This window comes from Streptomyces sp. NPDC001443, from assembly GCF_053597355.1.
Genome location: NZ_JBSFIA010000007.1, coordinates 160552 through 181222, shown reverse-complemented (window position 1 = coordinate 181222; position 20671 = coordinate 160552). Strand labels below are relative to the sequence as shown.

The window sequence follows — 20671 nt, the reverse complement described above, 5'->3', positions numbered from 1 at the left end:
CGTCAGCCGGCGTTCTGACGCTCCGGTGGAATCCAGCGGGGGTCGCTGATGACGGGATGTTCGGGCTTGATGTGGCCCAGTTTGTCCCAGAGGTTCCGATGCCATTCCATGTGGTGTTCCGCGATCTCTCGTGTCGATCGGGACTTCGATCGCCTGTCCCAGCCGATGATGCGGGCCGTTCCGTGACGAAGGCCTATGCCGGCAGTGTCCAGAATGTGATAAGTGGTGTCATGCCATGTGACGTCCGCCTCCATGATTCCGTAGGGCTGGTAGAAGAATTTTTCCTGATTGAGGATGTAGAACTTACGCTCGGGAATCTGGGGTGACTCCCGTATCTCGCAGGAGATGGTGATGTGCCGATTCCGCTCGTGGACCTTGTTCAGAAGGGTCTTGAGATTCTCCCAGTTCGGCTTGGTGTAGCCGTCCCGCATGCGCTGGCGATTTTCGGTGGAGTCGGCGAATCGGAACGTCCCGGCCGGGTGCCCGCTGCTGTCGGGTGCGGGATCGAGCCGTCCCGGCAGGCTCATCGGGAGATTCAGATGGGCGATGATGATGCGTAGCGTCAACTCCTGGGTGCGCACTTCTTCATCGGCCATCCGCTCCAGCGGCCCTTTGAGCAGGTCGAGCAGTGTCTCCATGGTGAAGCCCGAGAAATCGACGCGGACATGGCGTGCCTCGAACGCCTCCCGGAAAGGGTCGTGGAGGTCGTTCCTGTGGGCGAGTACGTAGACGCCCGACACCTCTCGCGGTTCGGACTCGCTGATGGCGTCGAAGAGGATGAGGGCGATCAGCGCTGCGAAGGAACCCCCGAGGAAACCCTGGCTCTTGAGCGCCTCGCCGAGCGGATCGATGACTTCTGCGGCGATGCCCAGAACGGCCACCAGCGCGAGGGACCACTTGACGATGCCGGGCTTCCACTCGCTCAGTGAGCGCCGGATGAGGTCGAGTCTGGACGGACCGCCGGCGCCTGGATCGCGAGAAGACACACACCACCCCCAGTGCGTGAGCAGCGGATGCGAGGCGGTCGCCACGTCCGCAGCTCTCCATGGCGCACCATGATGCCCTGGCCAACTCGCCAATACCAGAAGGTCGGTTGACGCTCTACAGCAGTGCCGTCGCCGCGTCGAGAAGGGGTTCGTGGGAGCGTACGACCCAGGAGCCGCCTCGTGCCCGCATCTCCGCTGCACGGCTCTCCGAGCCGGTGTACCCGAGGAATCGGGTGCCTGCCCTGCGGGCGGCTTCCAGATCGGTGAGCTGGTCGCCGATGAGCAGACAGGAAGACGGCGGGAGCCGAAGGTGCGCCACGGCCTGCGTCACGCAGTAGGGGTCGGGCTTCATGTGCCGTAGCTCAAGAGGATCCCGCCCCACCACGGTCACGAACTCCGACTGAAGGTTGACGCCCTTGAGGAACTCCCATACCGGGCCGTCGGAGTTGTTGCTCACGACGGCGAGCCTGTGGTTGAGCCTGCGCAGGGCGGGGACGAGGTCCTCGAAGCACGGAACCGGCTCGGCCTTCTTGACGGCCTCGTTCTCGCACTCCGTGACCATCGCTTCAGCCCGCTCCAGTACCCGGTGATCGCGGGGAAGTGCGCTCGGCCGGTCGTACATGTCCCTGAGGTGCCGGAGGATGTCGTGCGAGTCGTCGCACTCCTCCACGTCGTCGTCCAGCGGCCCCCACTCGGCACGCGCCATCTTCTTGATGCGATCGGCGACGGGCGCGGTGGACGTGTCTCCGAACAACTTGGTGACCGGTCCGTCGAAGTCGAACAGGACGGCACGCGTCCGACGGAGCAACTCCTGCAGGGTTTCGTGTCGATCCAGTACGTCGCCCATGGGCTCTCCAGGCCTCCTCCCGCTCACCGGGTTCAGTGTGGACCACGACGGTCCGTGCCACCAGCACCGCAGGTCGTGGCGCAATTCGGGGCGCAGTCGGCGCGCGACGGGGGCGCGCGGGACTTCTCATCGCGCAGGTGCGCGCCCGACGGCCGTCCGGTGAGGTCGAGTTCGATACGGGTTGGCGCGACAGGGGTCGCCGGTGGAGTACCGTACTCACACTTTCTGCACCCCGTGAAGGGTCCGAGAAGGAAGAACGGATAATGTCAATCGAATCACCCTCGTCGGCTCGGCGGCATGCAGCCGAAATGAGTCGTGACGAGAGTGTGGTCGAGGGGCCGCTTCACGGATACCACCATGAGACCTATGTGTTTCCGCTGCGCAGCGAAGTGCGCGATATTCGACGAAGTCGATGGAAGTGTCGGGAGCCGCGCACCGGTCTCCTGTGGTTCGACCGGCGGTGTTTTTCTTCGGAAGAACAGTTGCTGAGCTCCCTCGGTGGTCGGATCTCCGGAATTCCGGATATCATCGAGGTCGAGGGAATCCGCTTGCAGAGATTTATCGAAGGGCGGACGCTGGGATCGTTGTACATGCCCGGCTCGCCTGTTCCTGGTGAACTTCTCCGGCAGATTGTCGATGTGTTCGGCCAGTTGAGCCGCGTGGCCCCCGAGACCCTCCTTGTCAAGCGGCGATGCAAAGACGAGGACCGCCCGGAGGGAGGAGACAGCAACGGTTTTTTGGAACGGCTCGTATGTTTTGCCGAGGAACACGTCTACTTGAAGAATCGTGCAGAGTTCGGAGCGCTTTTCGCTGACCTCGGCGTCGATGCTGATTCCTTCAAGAAGCTCAGGAAGCATGTGTCGGGTCTCAAGGAGCGCCCCTTCGGCCTCTTGCATGCGGACTTGCATCGCGAGAACTTCATCGTCGATCCGGAGAACCGGCTCTGGACGATCGACTGGGAGTTGGCGATGGTGGGCGACCCCCTGTACGACCTCGCCACCCATCTCTATCTGATGCGGTACCCCAGGTGGCAGGAGCGGCGGGTGGCGCAGCGGTGGAGCGCGGTCGTGGAGAAGTTCCGGCCCGGTTCCTCCAGCGGTCTGGAGCACGACCTTCCACTGCTGCTCGACTACAAGAAGGCGCAGTCCGTCTTCACGGACGTCATCCGTGTCGCCCTGTCGCTGGACACCGGTGCGGAGCCTTGTGAGCGTCGACTCGGCCACGCCGTACGCAAGCTGCGCGACGTCCTGGCCTCGGCCGCTGGACCGCTGGGCCTGGAGGCGGTGCCCACTTCGGCGGCAATCGCGTCGGCCCTCGTGCGCCGGCGAGGGCCTGCGGGCAGCGGAGACTCGCGTCCGCGCTGACCGGCCCTCCCGCGCCGCCTCGCCGAGTGCGCGCCGGGGCTACGCTTCGTAGTCATGAGCAGGGGCAACGGGGGACTGCGCGAGCGCAAGCGGCAGCGGATGTACCAGGACGTGTCGGACACCGCCGTCGGCCTCTTCCTGGAGCGGGGGTTCGACGCCGTGTCCGTCGCCGAGGTCGCCGCCGCGGCGGGGATCTCGAAGCCGACCCTCTTCCGGTACTTCCCGACCAAGGAGGACCTGGTCCTGCACCGGTTCGCCGACCACGAGGACGAGGCGGCGCGGGTGGTGACCGAGGGGCCGACACCGCTGGCCGCGCTGCGCCGGCACTTCCTCGACGGTCTGGAGCGGTGCGATCCGATCACCGGGCTCAACGACCATCCCGCGGTCCTCGCCTTCCACCGGCTGCTGTACGGGACTCCCGCGCTGGTCGCCAGGCTGTACCCGTACCTGGAGCGGTCGGAGGCGGCGCTGGCCGGGGCGCTCGGCGGCGGCCTCGACGCGCGACTGGCGGCCGGGCAGATCATCGCCGTCCAGCGGATCCTCGCGCAGGACAACTGGCGGCGCGTCGCCGAGGGGGAGCCGGTGGCACGGGTGCGGCCGGACGCGGTGGCGGCGGCCGGGCGGGCGTTCGGCGCACTGGCGGCGGGGCTGCCGCGGCTCGCCTGAGCGGGCGGGCGGCGTACTGGGCACGGCGTACGGGGGCGGGGAGCGGCGTACCGGAACGGCGTACGGAGGGCGGGGGTCGACGAGGCGGACCGGAGACCGGGCGGTCGCGGCAGAATATTTAACTCGGTTACGTTTTTCACGTACGCTCGGGGCATGACGTCCACCGGACCCGCCCTCGACCAGGACCTCCGCCGCGAGCGTGCCCACCACGACACCTGCCGCAGCGCCCTCGCCGCCATGGTCGAGGGCGCCCAGGAGCAGGTCGTCAGGGGCGAGGACGTCTCCGCCTCCGGAGCCGACGCCGAAGTGCTCGGGTACCAGCTCCGCAGCAAGGCCAAGGAGATGCGCGAGCTGCCCGAAGGGCCGCTGTTCTTCGGGCGGCTGGACTTCGCGCACGGGCCGGGCGACCACGCCGGCCAGCGCTACCACCTCGGACGGCTGCGGATCAGCACAGCCCCGGCCGCCCCGCCCCTGGTCGTCGACTGGCGGGCTCCCGTCTCCCGCGCCTTCTACCAGGCGAGCGCCCGCGACCCGCAGGGCGTCGCCGTCCGCCGCCGGTTCGGCTGGGCCCCCGGCAGCCGGGGCGACTCCGCCGACCTGACCGCCCTGGAGGACGAACACCTCGGCCGGGGCGAGGCCGGCGCGGCCGGCGTGATCGGCCCGTCCGGCGCGGCCGGCGTGAGCGACCTCGTCGCCCGCGAGATCGAACGGCCCCGCGTCGGCCCGATGCGCGACATCGCCGCGACCATCCAGCCCGAGCAGGACGACCTCGTACGCGGCGACCTGGCGCTCTCGGTGTGCGTGCAGGGAGCGCCGGGAACCGGGAAGACCGCGGTCGGCCTGCACCGCGCCGCCTACCTCCTCTACACCCACCCCCAGCGCGTCAGACGCTCCGGCCTGCTGATCCTCGGCCCCAACCGCACCTTCCTGTCGTACATCGCCGAGGTGCTGCCCGCGCTCGGCGAGACGGGCGTACGGCAGTCGACGCTCGGCGAGGAGATCGCCCGGCACCCCGTGACCGGGACCGACGACGAGCGCACCGCGGCCCTCAAGCACGACCCCCGGATGGCCCGGGTGCTGCGCCGGGCGCTCTACGCGCGCGTGACCGTGCAGACGCGGGACAGCCTCGACATCCCCGACGGCACCTACCGCTGGCGCGTCACCGCCACCAGGCTGACGGCGATCGTCTCCGGCGTGCTCGCCGAGCAGCCGCCGTACGCCGTCGGGCGGGAGCGGGTGCGCAGCCGGATCGTGCGCCGCCTCCAGGAACAGGCAGAGCTGCGGTACGGGCCGCCACCGAGCTCCTGGGTCCGCCGGATCGAGCGGGCCCGGCCGGTGAGCGCGTACCTCGACGCCGCGTGGCCGCGGGTACGGCCCGAGGAGGTCCTCGCCGCGCTCCTCACCGACCCGGACGAGCTGGCGCGGGCCGCCGAGGGACTGCTCGACGAGGAGGAACGGCGGGCCCTGCGGTGGGCACGGCCGCCGCGCTCGTGGAAGTCGGCGCGCTGGTCGGCCGCCGACCTCGTCCTCCTCGACGAGCTGGCCGGGCTCGTCGAACATCCCGGGAGCTACGGCCACGTCGTCGTCGACGAGGCCCAGGACCTCTCCCCGATGGAGTGCCGGGCCATCGCCCGCCGGGCGGCCTTCGGCTCGCTGACGGTGCTCGGCGACCTGGCCCAGGGGACCACCCCGTGGGCGGCCCGGACCTGGGCCGCGCTGCTGGGTCACCTGGGCAAGCCGGACGCGGCCGTGGTGCCGCTGACCAGCGGGTTCCGGGTGCCGACCGAGGTCGTCGCGCTCGCCAACCGGCTGCTGGAACGGCTGGACGTCGAGGTGCCGGCCGCCCGTTCCCTGCGCGCGGACGGCGAACTGCGGCTGCGCCCGACGGACGACGTCCTCGGCGCGGCGGTGGACTGCGTACGGCACGCGCTCGCCCGCGAGGGGTCCATCGGCGTCGTCGCCGCGGACGCCGACGTGCCGCGGCTGCGGGACGCGCTCGGCGCGGCCGGGATCGAGACGGCCGCCGCCGACGAGCCGGCCGCCCGGGTGGCGGTGGTCCCGGCGAGCGTCGTCAAGGGCCTCGAGTACGACCACGTCGTCGCCGTCGAACCGGCGGCGATCGCGGAGGCGGAGGAACGCGGCCTGCACCGGCTGTACGTCGTCCTCACCCGCGCGGTGTCACGACTGGACGTGGTGCACGCGCGCCCCCTGCCGTTCTGAAGGCCTGCCCCGCGGTGCGGCCGGGCGCGGCTGCGGGCGCGGTGGGTGCTCCGGCCGGGTCCGGGCGCGCTGCCCGGGGGCCGGGCGGCCTCGCGCGGGAAGGTGGCGCCGGGGCGAGAAGCGGGGCACCGTGGTTCTCGATGCCTTCCTCGCCCGACTCAGCCGTTTCACCTGCCCCGCCGTCCTCCCCGGCCGCCGTGCTCCTCTTCCTGGACGTCGACGGGACGCTGCTCCCCTTCGGGGCGGCCGGTCCGTACCCGGTGTACGAGACGGGCTCCGGCGCCTGTGCCCGGGCCGTCGGCAATCCGCTGCTGACCCGGATCGACCCGGGGCTCGGCCCCCGGCTGGCCGCACTGGGCTGCGAGCTGGTGTGGGCCACGACCTGGATGGACGAGGCCAACGTCTGTGTCGCGCCCTGGCTCGGGCTGCCCCCGCTGCCGGTGGTGGAGTGGCCGGACGAGGAGTGTCCGCCGGGAGCCCTGCACTGGAAGACCCGGCCGCTCGTCGCCCTCGCCGCGGGCCGGCCCTTCGTCTGGGTCGACGACGAGATCACCGCCGCCGACCGCGTCTGGGTGAGCGCCCACCACCCCGGCCGGGCCCTGCTCCACCGGGTGGACCACCGGTACGGGCTGACCCGCGCGGACTTCTCGGTGCTGGAGCAGTGGATCGACCGACCGGGACCGGACGGGCCCTGCTAGGGACTGCCCGGGGCGTCACGAGAAGTCGTACGCCGCCCAGTCGGTGAGCGCGCGATAGCCGAGGCGTCGGTAGAGGGCGTTGCTGGTGGGGTTGGCCACGTCCGCGAACAGCACGACGTCCTTCGCCCCCGCGGCCAGCGCCGCCCGGCTCACCTCCGCGGCCACCGCTCCCGCGTAGCCGCGACCGCGCAGGTGGGCCGGGGTGTAGACGATGTCCACCTGGATCTGGCCGCCGATCAGCGGATTCATGCCCGCGACGGACACGGGGGTGCCGTCCGGGGTCTCCCAGAGCGTGTAGCGCTTGTCGGCGAAGCGGGTGTCCGCCCAGGTGCGGGCGTCGACGGTCACGTCCTCCCCGACGGCCCTGGCGAACTCGCCGCACCAGAACATGGCCTGTTCGAGGTCCTGCTCGCCCAGCAGCCGGCCCCGGCCCGCGGGCATCGGCTCCGGCGGGACGAGCGTGTCGAGGCGGTACAGCCGGACCCGGGTCTCCCGGGCCTTCGGCGTCGCGCCGGTGTGCCGCCGCCAGGCCTCGGCGAAGGCGGCGGCGGTGTGCTGGTCCGCGCTGACGGAGGGAAGGGGGTGGCCGAGGGCGGCCAGGTGGGCGGCGAGGGAGTCGGCCTGCTCGGGCGTGAGCGGGGTGGGGGCCAGGGCGCGGGGCGGGAGGCGGTGGAAGGTCGCCAGGACCTCGCCCGCCCGCTCCAGCATGCCGAAGACGGGGGCCCCGGTACCGAACGCGCCCGCCCCACGGGTCCGCACCCGCTCGGCCCACGTCAGCGCCATGACGTGCGGGCCGGGCCGCGAGCGCAGGAAGTCCCCGGCGCGGGCGAGGAAGTCGTCGACGTCTTCGGTGAGGTGCCAGCCGTCCGGTCGCATGGCTTCATGATTTCCCATGCCGCGGAAGCGCTCCAGGGCCGCTCCAGGGTTTTCGGCCACCACGGCCACCACGGCCACCACGGCCACCACCGGCGCGGGCTCCCGCGGCACACTTTTGCAAGCGGGTGCTTGCAAAAGTTAGCGATGATGCGGCAAGGTGGAGTCATGGCATCGCTCAACGTCGGCAATCTCGGTGACTATCTGCGCGAGCAGCGGCGCAACGCGCAACTGTCGCTGCGGCAGCTCGCCGATGCCGCCGGGGTGTCCAATCCGTATCTGAGCCAGATCGAGCGCGGGCTGCGCAAGCCGAGCGCGGAGGTGTTGCAGCAGGTCGCGAAGGCGCTGCGGATCTCCGCCGAGACGCTGTACGTCCGTGCCGGGATCCTCGACGCCGAGCGGGACCGGGACGAGGTGGAGACCCGCGCGGTCATCCTCGCCGATCCCACGCTGACCGAGGGGCAGAAGCAGGTACTGCTCCAGGTCTACGAGTCGTTCCGCAAGCAGAACGGATTCGAGTCCGTTCCCGCGGCGGATCCAGCGGATCCCGTGGCTGCGACAGATCCCGCGGAACCCGGGGCCGATCCCGACGGGACGGCGCCCGCCGAAGCCGACGACAGCGGTACGCCCAGCGCAGTACGCCGTAGCCGCCCCGTCGGCGGCTCCGGCGCGGACCCGCAGCAGACGGCCAGTTGACCGGACCAGGGGACCGGCCGCCTGACTGCGGACCCACATCACCCTCAGCCGAACGCGAATCCGGGAGGACCCTCACCATGGCCATCACCGACGACCTGCGCAAGACCTTCAGCGACCCCACTCCGCTCTACTTCGCCGCCGGCACCGCCGACCTCGCCCTCCAGCAGGCCAAGAAGGTGCCCGGTCTGGTGGAGCAGCTGCGCACCGAGGCGCCTGCCCGGTTCGAGGCCGTCCGCGGCACCGACACGAAGGCCGTGCAGGAGAAGGCCGCGGCCCGCGCCAAGGAGGCCGGTGCCAGGGCCAAGGAGGCTCAGGAGAGCCTCCAGACGAAGGTCGGCGAGTTCCTCAGCTCCCTCGACGGTGACCTGAAGAAGCTCGGCAGCTCGCTCGACGCCGACCTGAAGAAGCTCGGCGAGAACGCCCAGGACCTCGCGCTGCGCGGGGTCGGTGTCGCCGCCGAGTACGCCGTGAAGGCCCGCGAGACCTACGAGAAGGTCGCCGAGCACGGCGAGCAGGCCGTACGGACCTGGCGCGGCGAGACCGCCGAGGAGATCGAGGAACTGGCGATCGTCATCGAACCGAAGGCCCAGCCGGTCGAGGTCAAGGAGGAGCCGAAGCCGGCCGGGGCTGGGGCCGAGTCCGGCACGGAGAAGAAGCCCGTGGCGAAGAAGGCCCCGGCCCCCCGCAAGGCGACCAAGAAGTCGACCCCGCCCGCCAAGTAAGGGACGGCAGTCGTACGGGCCGGGCACCTCCGGGGTGTCCGGCCCGTTCTACGGGTACGGTGGCCTGGTAGGGGTCACGGTCGGACGAGTCGGACAGGCAGGCGGGAACAGGCGGTGGGCGACATGCTGGCGTTGGGTTTCGCGGGATTCCTGGGGCTCTTGAAGATCCTTCTGATGGCCCTGGCGGCGTTCGGGCTGGCCGACGCGGCCTTCCGGCGCGAGGACGCCTTCCGAGCGGCCGACAAGCAGAACAAGGTGTTCTGGCTGATCATCCTCGGCATCTCGCTGGTGGTGAGCTACCTGTTCTCGATCCTGGCGATACTGCCGGTCGCGGCCGCGGTCGCCAGCATCGTCTACCTGGTGGACGTGCGGCCCGCGCTGAAGCAGGTCTCCGGCGGTGGCGGCGGCTGGGGCCGCCGCGGCGGCGGAAGCAGCAGCGACGGCCCCTACGGCCCGTACAACGGCGGGCGCTGACCGCTGCCCGCTGCCGGGTTCCACGACTCGGTCGCCTGCCGGGTGCCACCGCCCGGCCACCGGGTCCTCAGGGGACCCGGTCCAGCAGCACCACCGCGACGTCGTCCGTCAGCTCGCCCCCGTTCAGCTCGCGGACCTCGCTGACCGCGGCGCGCAGCAGCTGCTCGCCGTACAGGCCCGAGGCGAGCTGGCGGCGGACCATCTCCACCATCCCGCCCTGCCCGAGCCGTTCCCGGCCTTCGCCGACGCGGCCCTCGATCAGGCCGTCGGTGTAGAGCATCAGGCTCCACTCGGCGCCCAGCTCCACCTGCGTCCGCGGCCAGCGGGCGCCGGGCAGCAGCCCGAGGGCGGGGCCGTTGTCCTCGTACGGAAGCAGCTCCGCCGGTTCGCCCGGCCGGGCGATCAGCGGGGACGGGTGGCCCGCCAGGCACAGACCGGCCCGGCGGCCGTCCGGGGCGATGTCCACGGTGCACAGCGTCGCGAAGATCTCGTCGTCGTCGCGCTCGTGCTCCAGCACCTGCTGGAGCGTGCCGAGCAGCTCGTCGCCCGACAGGCCCGCCAGGGTCAGCGCACGCCAGGCGATGCGCAGCTCCACGCCGAGCGCCGCCGCGTCCGGACCGTGCCCGCAGACGTCACCGATCATGGCGTGCACGGTGCCGTCGGGCATGCGGACGGTGTCGTAGAAGTCGCCGCCGAGCAGGGCGCGGGAGCGGCCGGGGCGGTAGCGCGCGGCGAAGCGGAGCGCCGAGCCCTCCAGCAGGGGGGTCGGCAGCAGGCCGCGTTCCAGCCGGGCGTTCTCCTGGGCGCGCAGCTTGCCCTCGGCGAGCCGCCGCTCGGCGGTGTCGGAACGCTTGCGCTCCACGGCGTACCGGATCGCACGGCTGAGCAGCCGTCCGTCCAGCTCGTCCCGGAAGAGATAGTCCTGGGCGCCGACCCGTACCGCCTCCGCACCGCGCTCGGCGTCGTCGGACGCGGTGAGCGCGAGGACGGCGTGCCGGGGCGCGAGCCGCAGCACGTGCTTGAGCACGGCGAGCTCGTCCTCCCCGGACGAGCGGCCGGGCGCCGGCAGCGCCAGGTCCAGCAGGATGCACTGGACGTCGTCGGTGAGCAGCCGCCCGGCCTCGGTGAGGTTGCGGGCGGTGCGCACCCGGATCGGGTTGCCGGCCGAGTCGAGCAGGTCGGGCACGATCGGCGACCCCGCCGGATCGTCCTCGATCAGCAGGAGTGTGAGAGGGGCGTGAGCGGTGGCGTTCGGGTGCGTGGCGGCGGTGGCGTCTACGACCGTGGCTTCCTTGCGCGGGGTCTCTTCCTTCGAGGGGCCGGCCTGGGGCACGGCCTGCGCCTGACCACACTCCACGGCCGGGATTGCTCTCTGCCGGGGCACGGGTACGGGCATCGTCTTGGGTTCCTTCCCTCCCCCCGAGGGCACGGCGGACAGAGGGACTCCATCCACCGACGGGGACCATAGCGGGTGTCGGCGCCGCAGCGGAATGGTGTACGACACCCAGGTTGGACCAAGGCCTCTGGCATATGCCGCTTTACCTACCGCAGTTGGGCAGGCGGGGTGTGCAGTGGGGATGACGAACGTCACGTCCACGGGGAGTTCGGCGACCGCCGTGGGTGCGACGGGTCACGGCACCGCAGTTGGTGTGCCGTGACCCGTGCCCGCGGTCACGTGCCCGCGGTCACGTCGCCCCGGTCACGTGGTCGTGCTCACGTGCCTCCGATCACACGCTCCCGGTCATGCGTCCGGTCATGTGCCCGGTCATGCGTCCGGTCGGACCACCCCGAGGATCGGCATCGTCCCGGCGCCCGCGAGGGTCACCGTCCGGCCCGGCCGCGGGGCATGGATGATCGCGCCGTCACCCACGTACATCGCGACATGGCTGGCGTCGCCGAAGTAGATGATCAGATCGCCGGGGCGCATGTCCTTGATGTCGACGTGCTGGAGCTGCTTCCACTGCTCCTGCGAGGTGCGCGGGATGCCGTGGCCGGCGTTCGCCCAGGCCTGCGAGGTCAGCCCCGAGCAGTCGTACGAGTCGGGCCCCTCGGCGCCCCACACGTACGGCTTTCCGATCTGGGCCGTGGCGAACTCCACGGCCTTCTTGCCCTGCGCGGAGGCCTTGCCGTCGATCTCGTCGAGGATGCCGGAGTCCAGCCAGGCGGTCTGCGCCCGGTGCGCGGCCTCCTCCTCCAGCTTGGCGAGGCGCTCCTTCTGCCTCTTCTCCAGCCGGGACTCCAGGGTCTCGGCCGCCGTGATCTGCCGTTCGATGCTCTTCTGGGCGGCCGCCTTGGCCCGGCGGTTCGCCTCCAGCTTCCGCCACTGGGCGGAGGCGTCCTCGGCGTACTGCTCCAAGTCCTGCTGGGTGCGGGTCATTTCCCCGAGCAGGCCCTTGACCGCCCGCTGGCCCTGGACCACCCGGCCCGCTCCGTCGAGGAACTGCTGCGGGTTGTCGCTCAGCACCAGCCGGGCCTCGTCCGGCAGACCGCCGCCGCGGTACTGGGCGCGGGCCGCGGCGCCCGCGCGGTCCTTGAGGTCGGCGAGCCGCTGCTGCCCCTCGACGATCTTCCGGGCCAGCTGGACGATCTCCGCGGACTGCTGCTGGGCCTTCTCCTCGGCGGCGTTGTACGCGTCGGTGGCCACGGAGGCCGCGTGGTAGAGCCGGTCGAGCTGCTCGCGGACGGCCTCGAGGTCCTTGTCCGGCGGGGGCGTCACGGTGCCGGTCGCGGCGGCGGACGGCGTGGTGGCCGAGGTGGCGGGGGGAGCCGGTGTGGGGTCGGGTGCCGCGAACGCCGTGCACGGCACGGCCAGGACGGTGACCGCGCAGACCACGGTGACGGCCGCCGCGAACAGCGTGCGCTTGCCCGTACCCATACCTCGTCCCCCAGAAATGATTAACCGTCAGTAACGTACGGTGCCTGAGGGATCGTGCCACGGCGGCGCGCAAAACGACAGAGCGACTGCTGCCCCCTCACTCCCCCTCGTCCCAGCCAGGTATGACGATCTCCCCGCCTGTGTGACGAACGACTCATGGGGATCGTTCCGTGCAGGTGGAAGCGGATCGAGCGGTCCCGGATCAGCCCCGCGGGGCCAACGCCTCCCACGTCACCGTGACTTCACCCTGCCGCCACCTCACGGGCCCGTCCGTCACCGGCCAGTCCGCCGTCAGGTCCCGGACCGCCCGGATCCAGCGCTGCCGGGCGCCGTAGGAGGCGTAGGGGGCGGCGGCGGCCCAGGCGCGGTCGAAGTCGCGCAGGAAGGCGTGCACGGGCTCGCCCGGGACATTGCGGTGGATCAGTGCCTTGGGCAGCCGCTCGGCCAGGTCCGACGGGCGTTCCAGGGAGCCCAGCCGGGTCGCGAAGGTGACCGTGCGCGGTCCCTCCGGACCGAGCGCGACCCAGACGTGCCGGCGTCCGATCTCGTCGCAGGTCCCCTCGACGAGCAGTCCGCCGGGCGAGTCGGCCGTCGCGGGGGCGAGGCGGGAGCACAGCCGCCGCCAGACCGCGGCGACCTCGCCCTCGTCGTACTGGCGCAGGACGTTGGCGGCCCGCACGAGGTGCGGACGCCGGGTGAGGGGGATCTCGAAACCGCCGTGCCGGAAGACCAGTCCCTCGCGCTCGTACGGCCGGGCCGCGGCCACCCGGGCCGGGTCGATCTCGACGCCCACCACGCGTGCGTGGGGCACGGCCGAGCGCAGCCGCTGCAGCAGTTCGACGGCGGTCCAGGGGGCGGCCCCGTACCCGAGGTCGACCGCCACCGGGTCGGCGGCACGGCGCAGCCGGTCGCTGTGCGTGGCCACGATCCAGCGGTCCATGCGGCGCAGCCGGTTGGGGTTGGTGGTCCCGCGGGTGACCGTGCCCACGGGGCGGGCGGAGGCGCGGGACGTCATGCCTATGAGGGTATGCGCCCGCGTCCGCCTTCCGGCGCACGCATCCCGCGCTCGAACGGTTGAGCGATATTCGGTAATGGCTCGGCAAAAACCGCCCCGCACGGAATGGGAATGCCTTCCTTCGGTGTTTCACCCCCTTGGAGGGCGCGCTGCGTCCCCGCACGGCATGCCCGAAGCGAGGAGGAACGCCACGTGAGCCAGTACGTCAGCAGGCTCGGGCGGCGCTCGGGTACGGCGCCCGCACGGCTCAGGCTGCCGCACCGCAGGCCTCGCAGGGTCGCCATGCTCTCCGTGCACACCTCTCCGCTGCACCAGCCCGGCACGGGCGACGCCGGCGGCATGAACGTCTACATCGTGGAGCTCGCGCAGCGGCTGGCCGCCATCAACATCGAGGTCGAGATCTTCACCCGCGCCACCACCGGCGCCCTCCCGCCGGCCGTCGAACTGGCCCCCGGCGTCCTCGTCCGGCACGTCGACGCGGGTCCGTACGAGGGCCTCGCCAAGGAGGAGCTGCCCGCCCAGCTCTGCGCCTTCACGCACGGCGTGATGCAGGCCTGGGCCGGCCACCGTCCCGGCTACTACGACCTGGTCCACTCGCACTACTGGCTCTCCGGGCACGTCGGCTGGCTCGCCGCCCAGCGCTGGGGCGCCCCCCTGGTGCACGCCATGCACACCATGGCCAAGGTCAAGAACGCCAGCCTGGCCGAGGGCGACACGCCCGAGCCCGCCGCCCGGGTGATCGGCGAGACCCAGATCGTCAGCGCCGCCGACCGCCTCATCGCCAACACCGCGGAAGAGGCCGCCGAGCTGGTACGGCACTACGCCGCCGACCCCGGCAAGGTCGCCGTCGTCCACCCCGGGGTGAACCTCGACCGCTTCCGCCCCGCGGACGGCCGCGCCGCCGCCCGCGCCCGCCTGGGCCTCCCGCAGGACGCCCTGATCCCCCTGTTCGCGGGCCGCATACAGCCCCTGAAGGCCCCCGACGTCCTGCTGCGCGCCATCGCCGTACTCCTCGACGAACGCCCCGACCTGCGCAGGAACCTCGTCGTGCCGATCGTGGGCGGCCCCAGCGGCAGCGGCCTGGCCAAGCCGGAGGGCCTCCAGAAGCTGGCCGCGCGCCTGGGCCTCACCGACGTCGTACGGTTCCGCCCGCCGGTCGGCCAGGACCAGCTCGTCGACTGGTTCCGGGCCGCGTCCGTGCTCGTCGTCCCCTCCTACAGCGAGTCCTTCGGCCTGGTAGCGATCGAGGCGCAGGCGGCCGGCACCCCGGTGCTCGCCGCCGCGGTCGGCGGCCTGCCGGTGGCCGTGCACGACGGCGAGACCGGTGTGCTGGTCCGGGGCCACGACCCGGCCGCCTACGCGCGCGTGCTGGCCGACTTCGCCGACCGCCCCGAACTGCTGTCCCGGATGGGGCCCGCCGCCGCCCGGCACGCCCGGTCCTTCGGCTGGGACACCGCGGCCGGGGCCACCGCGGACGTCTACACGGCCGCGGTGCAGTCGTACCGGCGTCGCGTACGCTCCCACCATGGCTGACAAGGCTGACATCGCTCACCGGACCGAAGCGGAGCGGGCCACCCGGGCCGTCGAGAGCTTCCTGACGGACGCCGGACCGGAGTGGGAGAGCCCCGCACCCGGCACCTTCGTCGTGCAGCTCCCCGGCACCCGGAAACTCAAGACGACCGTCTCGCTCGTCGTCGGCCGCCACTCCCTCTCCCTCAACGCCTTCGTCATCCGCCACCCCGACGAGAACGAGGCGGGCGTCCACCGCTGGCTGCTGGAGCGCAACCTCAAGCTGTACGGCGTGAGTTACGCAGTCGACCCGCTCGGCGACGTCTACGTCACGGCCCGCCTCCCGCTCGCCACGGTCACCGCCGAGGAGACCGACCGCATCCTCGGCCAGGTCCTGGAGGCCGCCGACGGAGCCTTCAACACCCTGCTGGAACTGGGCTTCGCCTCGGCGATCCGCAAGGAGTACGCCTGGCGCGTCTCCCGCGGCGAGCCGACCGGCAACCTGGACGCGTTCGCCCACCTGACGCGGCGCCAGGCCGACTGACCCGCCGGGCGGGTGAGGACGGTCCGTCAGGCGGTGCGCCCGGACGCGGACCCGCCGACCCGGTAGCGCCCCGGCGTCACCCCCACCAGCCGTTTGAAGTGCCGGGTCAGATGGGCCTGGTCGTAGAAGCCGGCTGCCGCCGCCACCTCGCCCGGCGGCTGTCCGTCCAGCAGCAGACGGCGGGCGAGGTCGACCCGGCGGGACATCAGGTACTGGTGCGGGGCGATGCCGTACGCGCCGCTGAACGCTCGCACCAGATGGGCGGGATGGGCGGACAGGAGCCCGCCGGCCTCGTCCAGGGCGAGGCCCTCGGCCACCCGCTCGTCGAGCAGTTCGCGCAGCCGACGGGCGACCACGGGGTCTTGGCGCGGGGCCCGCACGGCGTCCCGGGGCCGCAGCAGCGTCCGCAGCCGCTCGCCGAGGAACGTCAGCCGGCTCTCGGCCTCCAGTTCGTCGCCGGGACGCGCCAGCGCGGTGTGCAACTGTCCGACCCGCAGCCGCAGCACCGGATCACGCAGGTCGGGCCCGTCGACCGCCGCCCCGATCAGATGCTCGCCCAGCCGCGAACTGTCCAGGTAGAGAACCCGTTTGCGGAAACCGTCCGGGGTGGCGGGGGAGCCGTTGTGCGGGACGTGCGGCGGCAGCAGCGAGACGGTGTCGTGCGGGGTGCCGTGCCGGTGCCGGTCGAGGTCGTACCGTACGGCCCCGTCGTCGACGATGAGCACCGTCCACGCCTGGTGCACGTGCATCGGATAGGCGTACTCGGTGAAGTGCGCGTGGAGCACCTCCACGACACCGGGCACGCGGGGGCGCCAGGCGGAGACGTGGTTGCCGCCGTCGCGCGAGGTGGCCATGCAAAGAACGTACAAGACGACGCCGGACGGCGTTCGGCAGTCTCGAGGCATGAGCGAGCAACCCCGATTCGACACCAAGATCGCCGTCCTGCTGCGGGAGGACCTGGAGACCTGGCAGCGCCTGAACGTCACCGCGTTCCTCACCAGCGGCCTCGGCACGGTCGTCCCCGAGGTGATCGGCGAGCCGTACGAGGACGCCGACGGCGTCCGGCACCTGCCGATGTTCCGGCAGCCGGTACTGGTGCTCGAAGGCACGAAGGAGACGCTGACGGCGGCCCACACCAGGGCGCTGTCCCGCGCCCTGCCCCGCGCGCTCTTCACCTCCGACCTCTTCGCCACCGGCAACGACCACGACAACCGGGCGGCCGTGCGCGCGGTGCCGACAGCGGCGCTGGACCTGGTGGGACTCGCGGTGTACGGCCCGCGGAACGCGGTGGACAAGGTGCTCAAGGGCGCCCGTATGCACCCTTGAGCCCGGCACGTCCGGCGACGGCGGGACCGGCGCCGGACACACCGGGCTCAGGACTCGGGGTTCACGGCCTGGCGACCGCCTCGGGCGAGGCGTTGGGCGAGGTGCTGGAGGAGATCTCGGCCTGTTCGCCCGCCGTCCGTTCGTCCGCGGCGAGCGACCGCATCAACGCCCCGTACCCGACCGCGGCTCCCGTCCCGACGACCGCGCACAGCCCCCACAGCCACTCCGCGCCGAACCGGTCGATGACGAAACCGGACATCAGCGGGGCCACCAGGGCCGCCACCGACCACGACATGGTGTACATGCCCTGGTAGCGCCCACGTCCGTGGACCGGGGAGAGCCGGACGACGAGGCCGGTCTGCGTCGGCGCGTTGACGATCTCGGCGAGCGTCCACACGCACACCGTGAGGGCGAAGACGCCGACCGACCCGGCGAAGGCGGTGAGCCCGAAACCGTACCCCGCGAGCATCGAGGAGACGACGAGCAGCCGCCGCGGGTCCTGGTGCTCGATGAGCCGGGTGACGGGGATCTGGAGGGCGACGATGAGGAAACCGTTGACGGCGACCGCCAGGCCGTAGTCGGCCGGGGTGAACCCGGCCGCGCCCATGGCGACGGGCAGTCCGACCGACCCCTGCTGGAAGATCACCGCGACCAGGAAGGACAGCCCGACCACGCTCATGAAACGCCGGTCGCGCAGCACGGTGCCGAGCCCGACCTCGTCCGCGGCCCTCTTCTCCGCCGCCGTGCGCTGCGGCCGGGACTCCGGGACCTTCAGGAAGACGACGACCGCGCAGGCCAGGGTCATCCCCGCCTCGATCAGGAACCCGGCGAGGTAGCTGAACTCGGCGATGAAGCCGGCCGCCATGGAGGAGACGGCGAAACCGAGGTTGATGGCCCAGTAGTTGAGCGAGAAGGCCCGCACCCGGTCCTCGGGCCGCACGATGTCGGCCATCATCGCCTGCACGGCCGGCCGGGAGGCGTTGCTGGCCATCCCGACGAGGAAAGCGACGCCGGCGATGGCGACGGGATCGTGCATGAACCCCAGCAGCGCCACCGAAAGGCCGGTGGACACCTGGGCGATCAGCATCGTGGGCCGCCGCCCGAGCCGGTCGGTCATCACGCCTCCGCCCAGGGAGGAGATGACACCGCCGAGCCCGTGCAGCGAGGCGACCAGACCCGCATACGAGGCGGAGTAGCCGCGGTCGAGCGTCAGGTACAGCGCCATGAAGGTGGCGACGAACGCCCCGAGCCGGTTGACGAGAGTGCTGGTCCACAGCCACCAGAACTCGCGGGGCAGCCCGGATAGGGTCTCGCGGGCAGTGCGCCTCAGAGCGGTGACGGACATGGAGGTACTCCCACGGTTGTAAGTGGCTCAGGCGGTGTGCACAACTTACGATCGCGGGCCTCGGGCGGACCACTCAATTAACAGATCCAGTCAACTGTCGGAGCCCCCGCCCCCGCCCCCGCCCCCGCCCCTGCCCCGGCACCCGCCGCTCCCGCCCACCCCTCCCCGTTCGCCGTACATCCGTCCCCTGTCCGGAGTCCGTTCCGTGGGCAGGAACGCCTCGCCGCAAAGCCTTCGATTAGGCTCATACGCATGGCCGACGCACCGTACAAGCTGATCCTCCTCCGCCACGGCGAGAGCGAGTGGAACGCGAAGAACCTGTTCACCGGCTGGGTGGACGTCAACCTCAACGAGAAGGGCGAGAAGGAGGCGGTCCGCGGCGGTGAGCTGCTGAAGGACGCCGGCCTGCTGCCCGACGTGGTCCACACGTCCCTCCAGAAGCGCGCCATCCGCACCGCGCAGCTGTCCCTCGAGTCCGCCGACCGCCACTGGATCCCGGTCCACCGTTCGTGGCGCCTGAACGAGCGTCACTACGGCGCCCTCCAGGGCAAGGACAAGGCACAGACCCTCGCGGAGTTCGGCGAGGAGCAGTTCATGCTCTGGCGCCGCTCGTACGACACCCCGCCCCCGCCCCTCGAGGACGGCACGGAGTTCTCCCAGTCCGACGACCCGCGCTACGCCTCCATCCCGCCGGAGCTGCGCCCGCGCACGGAGTGCCTGAAGGACGTCGTCGTCCGCATGCTCCCGTACTGGTACGACGGCATCGTCCCCGACCTCCTGGCCGGCCGCACGGTCCTGGTCGCCGCCCACGGCAACAGCCTGCGTGCCCTGGTCAAGCATCTCGACGGCATCTCCGACGCCGACATCGCGGGCCTGAACATCCCCACGGGCATCCCCCTGTACTACGAGCTCGACGCCGACTTCAAGCCGGTCACCCCGGGCGGCAAGTACCTCGACCCGGAAGCTGCCGCCGCGGCCATCGAGGCGGTCAAGAACCAGGGCAAAAAGAAGTAACCCGACGCCGACAAGCCCCCGACCTGCGAGTTCCTCGCGGGGGCGGGGGCTTTTTGGTGGGGCTGGGCCGTCAGGTGTCGGCCGGGGCTCGGTGGGGTTCGGGCTTTCGGGGGAAGGGTTTCTGCTTGGCATATGCCATTCGGGTTGCAGTCGACGTGCTGCGTGCGAGCCGGGGGAAGTGCGGCGGCGGGGCGCGCGGGGCAAGTTTTAGCCTGAGGCGGCAGGGAGAGCCGTCGGCATCGGGAGCTGCGCGTGGCGAGGCCGGGAGTATGGCAGTGGCTGGAGAGGCGCAGGCGCCTGATGCCGGCCGTTCTGCTCTTCGGAGCAGGGATGGTCGACTTTTTCACGCCACCCACGGTCAGTGCCGCGGCCTTCTACGCGGCCGCGATCCTGATGGCCGCGCCTCTGCTGTCCCTGCGCGGCACCGTCCTCACCGGGGTGTGCGCGTTCCTGCTCGACCTGGTCTCGTTCGTGTACTTCGGCTACCACGGAAGCGCGTTCGAGTTCAGCGAGCTGGCCATGGTGGCGACGGTGTTCGCGATCGCGGTCTTCCTCAACCGCCTCATGCATCACCTCGAGACCCAGCTGCGTTCCGCGCGTGACATCGCCGCCGCCGTCCAGTGCGCCGTGCTGCCGGATCCGCCGAAGGCGAGCGGTCCGCTGCGTTTCGCCGTGCGCTACGAGGCCGCGCAGACGGACGCGCAGATCGGCGGGGACCTCTACGCCGTGCTCGACACCCCGTTCGGCGTGCGCTGTGTGATCGGCGATGTGCGCGGCAAGGGAATGGACGCGGTCAGGGCAGTCGCGGCCAGCATCGTCACCTTTCGCGAGGCGGCCCTGTACGAGCCCAGCCTGACCGGGCTCGTGGAGCGGCTCGAGCGGGCTGCCGTCCTGGAGACCCAGCAGTCGGGCAGCGAGACCGAGTTCGAGGGGTTCATCACCGGCGTGGTGGCGGAGTTCCCCCGGCACGAGAGGGCGGTCCGCCTCGTCAACCGCGGCCATCCGGCACCCGTACTGCTCCTGCCCGACGACGTGCGGTACGTCGAGCCCAGCAGGCCGGCCGTGCCCCTGGGCATGGCCGGCCTGGCCGGCGACCCGGCCCCCGTCGACATGGTGGCCTTCCCGGAAGGGGCGACTCTGCTGCTCTACACGGACGGACTGACGGAGGCCCGTGACGAGAAGGGCCGCTTCTACGACCCCGTCGGGGCAGCCGCCATATCCACGGATGCCCGGCCTGAGGCTCTCCTCGACGCCCTGCTGGCCGACGTGCACCGGCACACCGGTGGCCGAAGAACCGACGACATGGCACTGCTGGCCATCGCCTGTGCACCGGACGCGGTGAAAAGCGGTTCGAATTCGGAGCGTGCATAAGGAAGTTGACCGGCAGCCGCTGATTTCGCCAACCCGGGGAGACGTCAGGGTCAAGTCATGGGCCGGGCGGCAATGGTGCACGACTCCGCGGTGAACCTCTCTGTCTGACGCAGGTGAAGTCACCAC

The 20671-nt window shown here is 71.5% G+C and carries 20 protein-coding genes; 12 read left to right on the top strand and 8 right to left on the bottom strand.

Translation table 11 applies throughout. The features are described 5' to 3' along the window. Positions 1 to 2: 2 nt before the first annotated feature. Positions 3 to 1031 (bottom strand): hypothetical protein, encoded by a 1029-nt coding sequence (locus ACWC24_RS11120; protein ID WP_450662539.1) that lies wholly within the window; start codon positions 1029 to 1031, stop codon positions 3 to 5. A gap of 70 nt (positions 1032 to 1101) precedes the next feature. Then, the gene (locus ACWC24_RS11115) at positions 1102 to 1833 is read right to left on the bottom strand and encodes an HAD family hydrolase (RefSeq protein ID WP_450662538.1); all 732 of its coding nucleotides are present in this window, start codon (positions 1831 to 1833) and stop codon (positions 1102 to 1104) included. A 308-nt stretch (positions 1834 to 2141) separates the two neighbouring features. On the opposite strand from ACWC24_RS11115, the gene ACWC24_RS11110 reads away from it, so the two are divergent. The 4 genes from ACWC24_RS11110 to ACWC24_RS11095 all read left to right on the top strand — a co-directional run bounded on the left by ACWC24_RS11110 (position 2142) and on the right by ACWC24_RS11095 (position 6781). Continuing rightward, complete coding sequence (locus ACWC24_RS11110) at positions 2142 to 3197, top strand: phosphotransferase (RefSeq protein ID WP_450662537.1); 1056 nt, start codon at positions 2142 to 2144, stop codon at positions 3195 to 3197. 54 nt (positions 3198 to 3251) lie between these two features. Continuing rightward, positions 3252 to 3863, top strand: coding sequence for a TetR family transcriptional regulator (locus ACWC24_RS11105; protein ID WP_450662536.1), 612 nt, complete (start codon positions 3252 to 3254; stop codon positions 3861 to 3863). 153 nt (positions 3864 to 4016) lie between these two features. Continuing rightward, on the top strand, positions 4017 to 6083 hold the full coding sequence (locus ACWC24_RS11100) for a HelD family protein (RefSeq protein WP_450662535.1): 2067 nt from the start codon (positions 4017 to 4019) through the stop codon (positions 6081 to 6083). 197 nt (positions 6084 to 6280) lie between these two features. Then, the gene (locus ACWC24_RS11095) at positions 6281 to 6781 is read left to right on the top strand and encodes a hypothetical protein (protein WP_450662603.1); all 501 of its coding nucleotides are present in this window, start codon (positions 6281 to 6283) and stop codon (positions 6779 to 6781) included. Between the two features lie 15 nt (positions 6782 to 6796). On the opposite strand, the gene ACWC24_RS11090 is transcribed toward ACWC24_RS11095, so the two are convergent. Continuing rightward, complete coding sequence (locus ACWC24_RS11090; RefSeq protein ID WP_450662602.1) at positions 6797 to 7657, bottom strand: GNAT family N-acetyltransferase; 861 nt, start codon at positions 7655 to 7657, stop codon at positions 6797 to 6799. Positions 7658 to 7822: 165 nt separating this feature from the next. On the opposite strand from ACWC24_RS11090, the gene ACWC24_RS11085 reads away from it, so the two are divergent. The 3 genes from ACWC24_RS11085 (at position 7823) to ACWC24_RS11075 (ending at position 9546) form a co-directional block, all read left to right on the top strand. Further along, entirely contained in the window at positions 7823 to 8350 is a 528-nt protein-coding gene (locus tag ACWC24_RS11085) for a helix-turn-helix domain-containing protein (protein WP_450662534.1), read from the top strand. 77 nt (positions 8351 to 8427) lie between these two features. Further along, on the top strand, positions 8428 to 9072 hold the full coding sequence (locus ACWC24_RS11080; protein WP_450662533.1) for a hypothetical protein: 645 nt from the start codon (positions 8428 to 8430) through the stop codon (positions 9070 to 9072). A gap of 123 nt (positions 9073 to 9195) precedes the next feature. Next, a complete protein-coding gene (locus tag ACWC24_RS11075; protein WP_351604734.1) occupies positions 9196 to 9546 on the top strand; it encodes a DUF2516 family protein in 351 nt (116 codons plus the stop codon). Positions 9547 to 9613: 67 nt separating this feature from the next. Here the strand turns inward: ACWC24_RS11075 and ACWC24_RS11070 are convergent, their stop codons facing one another. The 3 genes from ACWC24_RS11070 to ACWC24_RS11060 form a co-directional block, all read right to left on the bottom strand. Beyond that, positions 9614 to 10942 carry a PP2C family protein-serine/threonine phosphatase gene (locus ACWC24_RS11070; protein WP_450662532.1) on the bottom strand — a complete coding sequence of 443 codons (1329 nt, stop codon included), beginning with the start codon at positions 10940 to 10942 and terminating at the stop codon, positions 9614 to 9616. A 369-nt stretch (positions 10943 to 11311) separates the two neighbouring features. Next, positions 11312 to 12421 carry an NlpC/P60 family protein gene (locus tag ACWC24_RS11065; RefSeq protein WP_450662531.1) on the bottom strand — a complete coding sequence of 370 codons (1110 nt, stop codon included), beginning with the start codon at positions 12419 to 12421 and terminating at the stop codon, positions 11312 to 11314. A 202-nt stretch (positions 12422 to 12623) separates the two neighbouring features. Beyond that, a complete protein-coding gene (locus ACWC24_RS11060) occupies positions 12624 to 13436 on the bottom strand; it encodes a class I SAM-dependent methyltransferase (protein ID WP_450662530.1) in 813 nt (270 codons plus the stop codon). Positions 13437 to 13628: 192 nt separating this feature from the next. Here ACWC24_RS11060 and mshA point away from each other — a divergent pair, with 192 nt between their 5' ends. Both mshA and ACWC24_RS11050 read left to right on the top strand, forming a co-directional pair. Beyond that, positions 13629 to 14969, top strand: coding sequence for a D-inositol-3-phosphate glycosyltransferase (gene mshA, locus ACWC24_RS11055; RefSeq protein WP_450662529.1), 1341 nt, complete (start codon positions 13629 to 13631; stop codon positions 14967 to 14969). Next, entirely contained in the window at positions 14962 to 15489 is a 528-nt protein-coding gene (locus ACWC24_RS11050; RefSeq protein WP_450662528.1) for a YbjN domain-containing protein, read from the top strand. Before mshA ends, ACWC24_RS11050 begins: the two co-directional genes overlap by 8 nt. A gap of 26 nt (positions 15490 to 15515) precedes the next feature. Here ACWC24_RS11050 and ACWC24_RS11045 read toward each other — a convergent pair whose 3' ends face one another. After that, the gene (locus ACWC24_RS11045) at positions 15516 to 16343 is read right to left on the bottom strand and encodes an AraC family transcriptional regulator (protein WP_450662527.1); all 828 of its coding nucleotides are present in this window, start codon (positions 16341 to 16343) and stop codon (positions 15516 to 15518) included. On the opposite strand from ACWC24_RS11045, the gene ACWC24_RS11040 reads away from it, so the two are divergent. Beyond that, entirely contained in the window at positions 16342 to 16815 is a 474-nt protein-coding gene (locus ACWC24_RS11040) for a DUF2000 domain-containing protein (RefSeq protein WP_152885596.1), read from the top strand. The two genes, ACWC24_RS11045 and ACWC24_RS11040, sit on opposite strands and share 2 nt — an antisense overlap. A gap of 61 nt (positions 16816 to 16876) precedes the next feature. Here the strand turns inward: ACWC24_RS11040 and ACWC24_RS11035 are convergent, their stop codons facing one another. Next, complete coding sequence (locus ACWC24_RS11035) at positions 16877 to 18160, bottom strand: MDR family MFS transporter (protein WP_450662526.1); 1284 nt, start codon at positions 18158 to 18160, stop codon at positions 16877 to 16879. 252 nt (positions 18161 to 18412) lie between these two features. On the opposite strand from ACWC24_RS11035, the gene ACWC24_RS11030 reads away from it, so the two are divergent. Both ACWC24_RS11030 and ACWC24_RS11025 read left to right on the top strand, forming a co-directional pair. After that, positions 18413 to 19174: a phosphoglyceromutase gene (locus ACWC24_RS11030; RefSeq protein WP_450662525.1), complete on the top strand. Its 762-nt coding sequence runs from the start codon at positions 18413 to 18415 to the stop codon at positions 19172 to 19174. A gap of 330 nt (positions 19175 to 19504) precedes the next feature. Continuing rightward, positions 19505 to 20545: a PP2C family protein-serine/threonine phosphatase gene (locus ACWC24_RS11025; protein ID WP_450662524.1), complete on the top strand. Its 1041-nt coding sequence runs from the start codon at positions 19505 to 19507 to the stop codon at positions 20543 to 20545. The last annotated feature ends 126 nt before the right edge of the window (positions 20546 to 20671 follow it).

Coding starts and splice junctions, on each gene's coding strand:
- ACWC24_RS11115 (WP_450662538.1), bottom strand. CDS start 1,833: ATGGGCGACGTACTGGATCGACACGAAACCCTGCAGGAGTTGCTCCGT.
- ACWC24_RS11110 (WP_450662537.1), top strand. CDS start 2,142: ATGAGTCGTGACGAGAGTGTGGTCGAGGGGCCGCTTCACGGATACCAC.
- ACWC24_RS11105 (WP_450662536.1), top strand. CDS start 3,252: ATGAGCAGGGGCAACGGGGGACTGCGCGAGCGCAAGCGGCAGCGGATG.
- ACWC24_RS11100 (WP_450662535.1), top strand. CDS start 4,017: ATGACGTCCACCGGACCCGCCCTCGACCAGGACCTCCGCCGCGAGCGT.
- ACWC24_RS11090 (WP_450662602.1), bottom strand. CDS start 7,657: ATGCGACCGGACGGCTGGCACCTCACCGAAGACGTCGACGACTTCCTC.
- ACWC24_RS11085 (WP_450662534.1), top strand. CDS start 7,823: ATGGCATCGCTCAACGTCGGCAATCTCGGTGACTATCTGCGCGAGCAG.
- ACWC24_RS11080 (WP_450662533.1), top strand. CDS start 8,428: ATGGCCATCACCGACGACCTGCGCAAGACCTTCAGCGACCCCACTCCG.
- ACWC24_RS11075 (WP_351604734.1), top strand. CDS start 9,196: ATGCTGGCGTTGGGTTTCGCGGGATTCCTGGGGCTCTTGAAGATCCTT.
- ACWC24_RS11070 (WP_450662532.1), bottom strand. CDS start 10,942: ATGCCCGTACCCGTGCCCCGGCAGAGAGCAATCCCGGCCGTGGAGTGT.
- ACWC24_RS11065 (WP_450662531.1), bottom strand. CDS start 12,421: ATGGGTACGGGCAAGCGCACGCTGTTCGCGGCGGCCGTCACCGTGGTC.
- ACWC24_RS11060 (WP_450662530.1), bottom strand. CDS start 13,436: ATGACGTCCCGCGCCTCCGCCCGCCCCGTGGGCACGGTCACCCGCGGG.
- ACWC24_RS11050 (WP_450662528.1), top strand. CDS start 14,962: ATGGCTGACAAGGCTGACATCGCTCACCGGACCGAAGCGGAGCGGGCC.
- ACWC24_RS11040 (WP_152885596.1), top strand. CDS start 16,342: ATGCAAAGAACGTACAAGACGACGCCGGACGGCGTTCGGCAGTCTCGA.
- ACWC24_RS11045 (WP_450662527.1), bottom strand. CDS start 16,343: ATGGCCACCTCGCGCGACGGCGGCAACCACGTCTCCGCCTGGCGCCCC.
- ACWC24_RS11035 (WP_450662526.1), bottom strand. CDS start 18,160: ATGTCCGTCACCGCTCTGAGGCGCACTGCCCGCGAGACCCTATCCGGG.
- ACWC24_RS11030 (WP_450662525.1), top strand. CDS start 18,413: ATGGCCGACGCACCGTACAAGCTGATCCTCCTCCGCCACGGCGAGAGC.
- ACWC24_RS11025 (WP_450662524.1), top strand. CDS start 19,505: ATGGTCGACTTTTTCACGCCACCCACGGTCAGTGCCGCGGCCTTCTAC.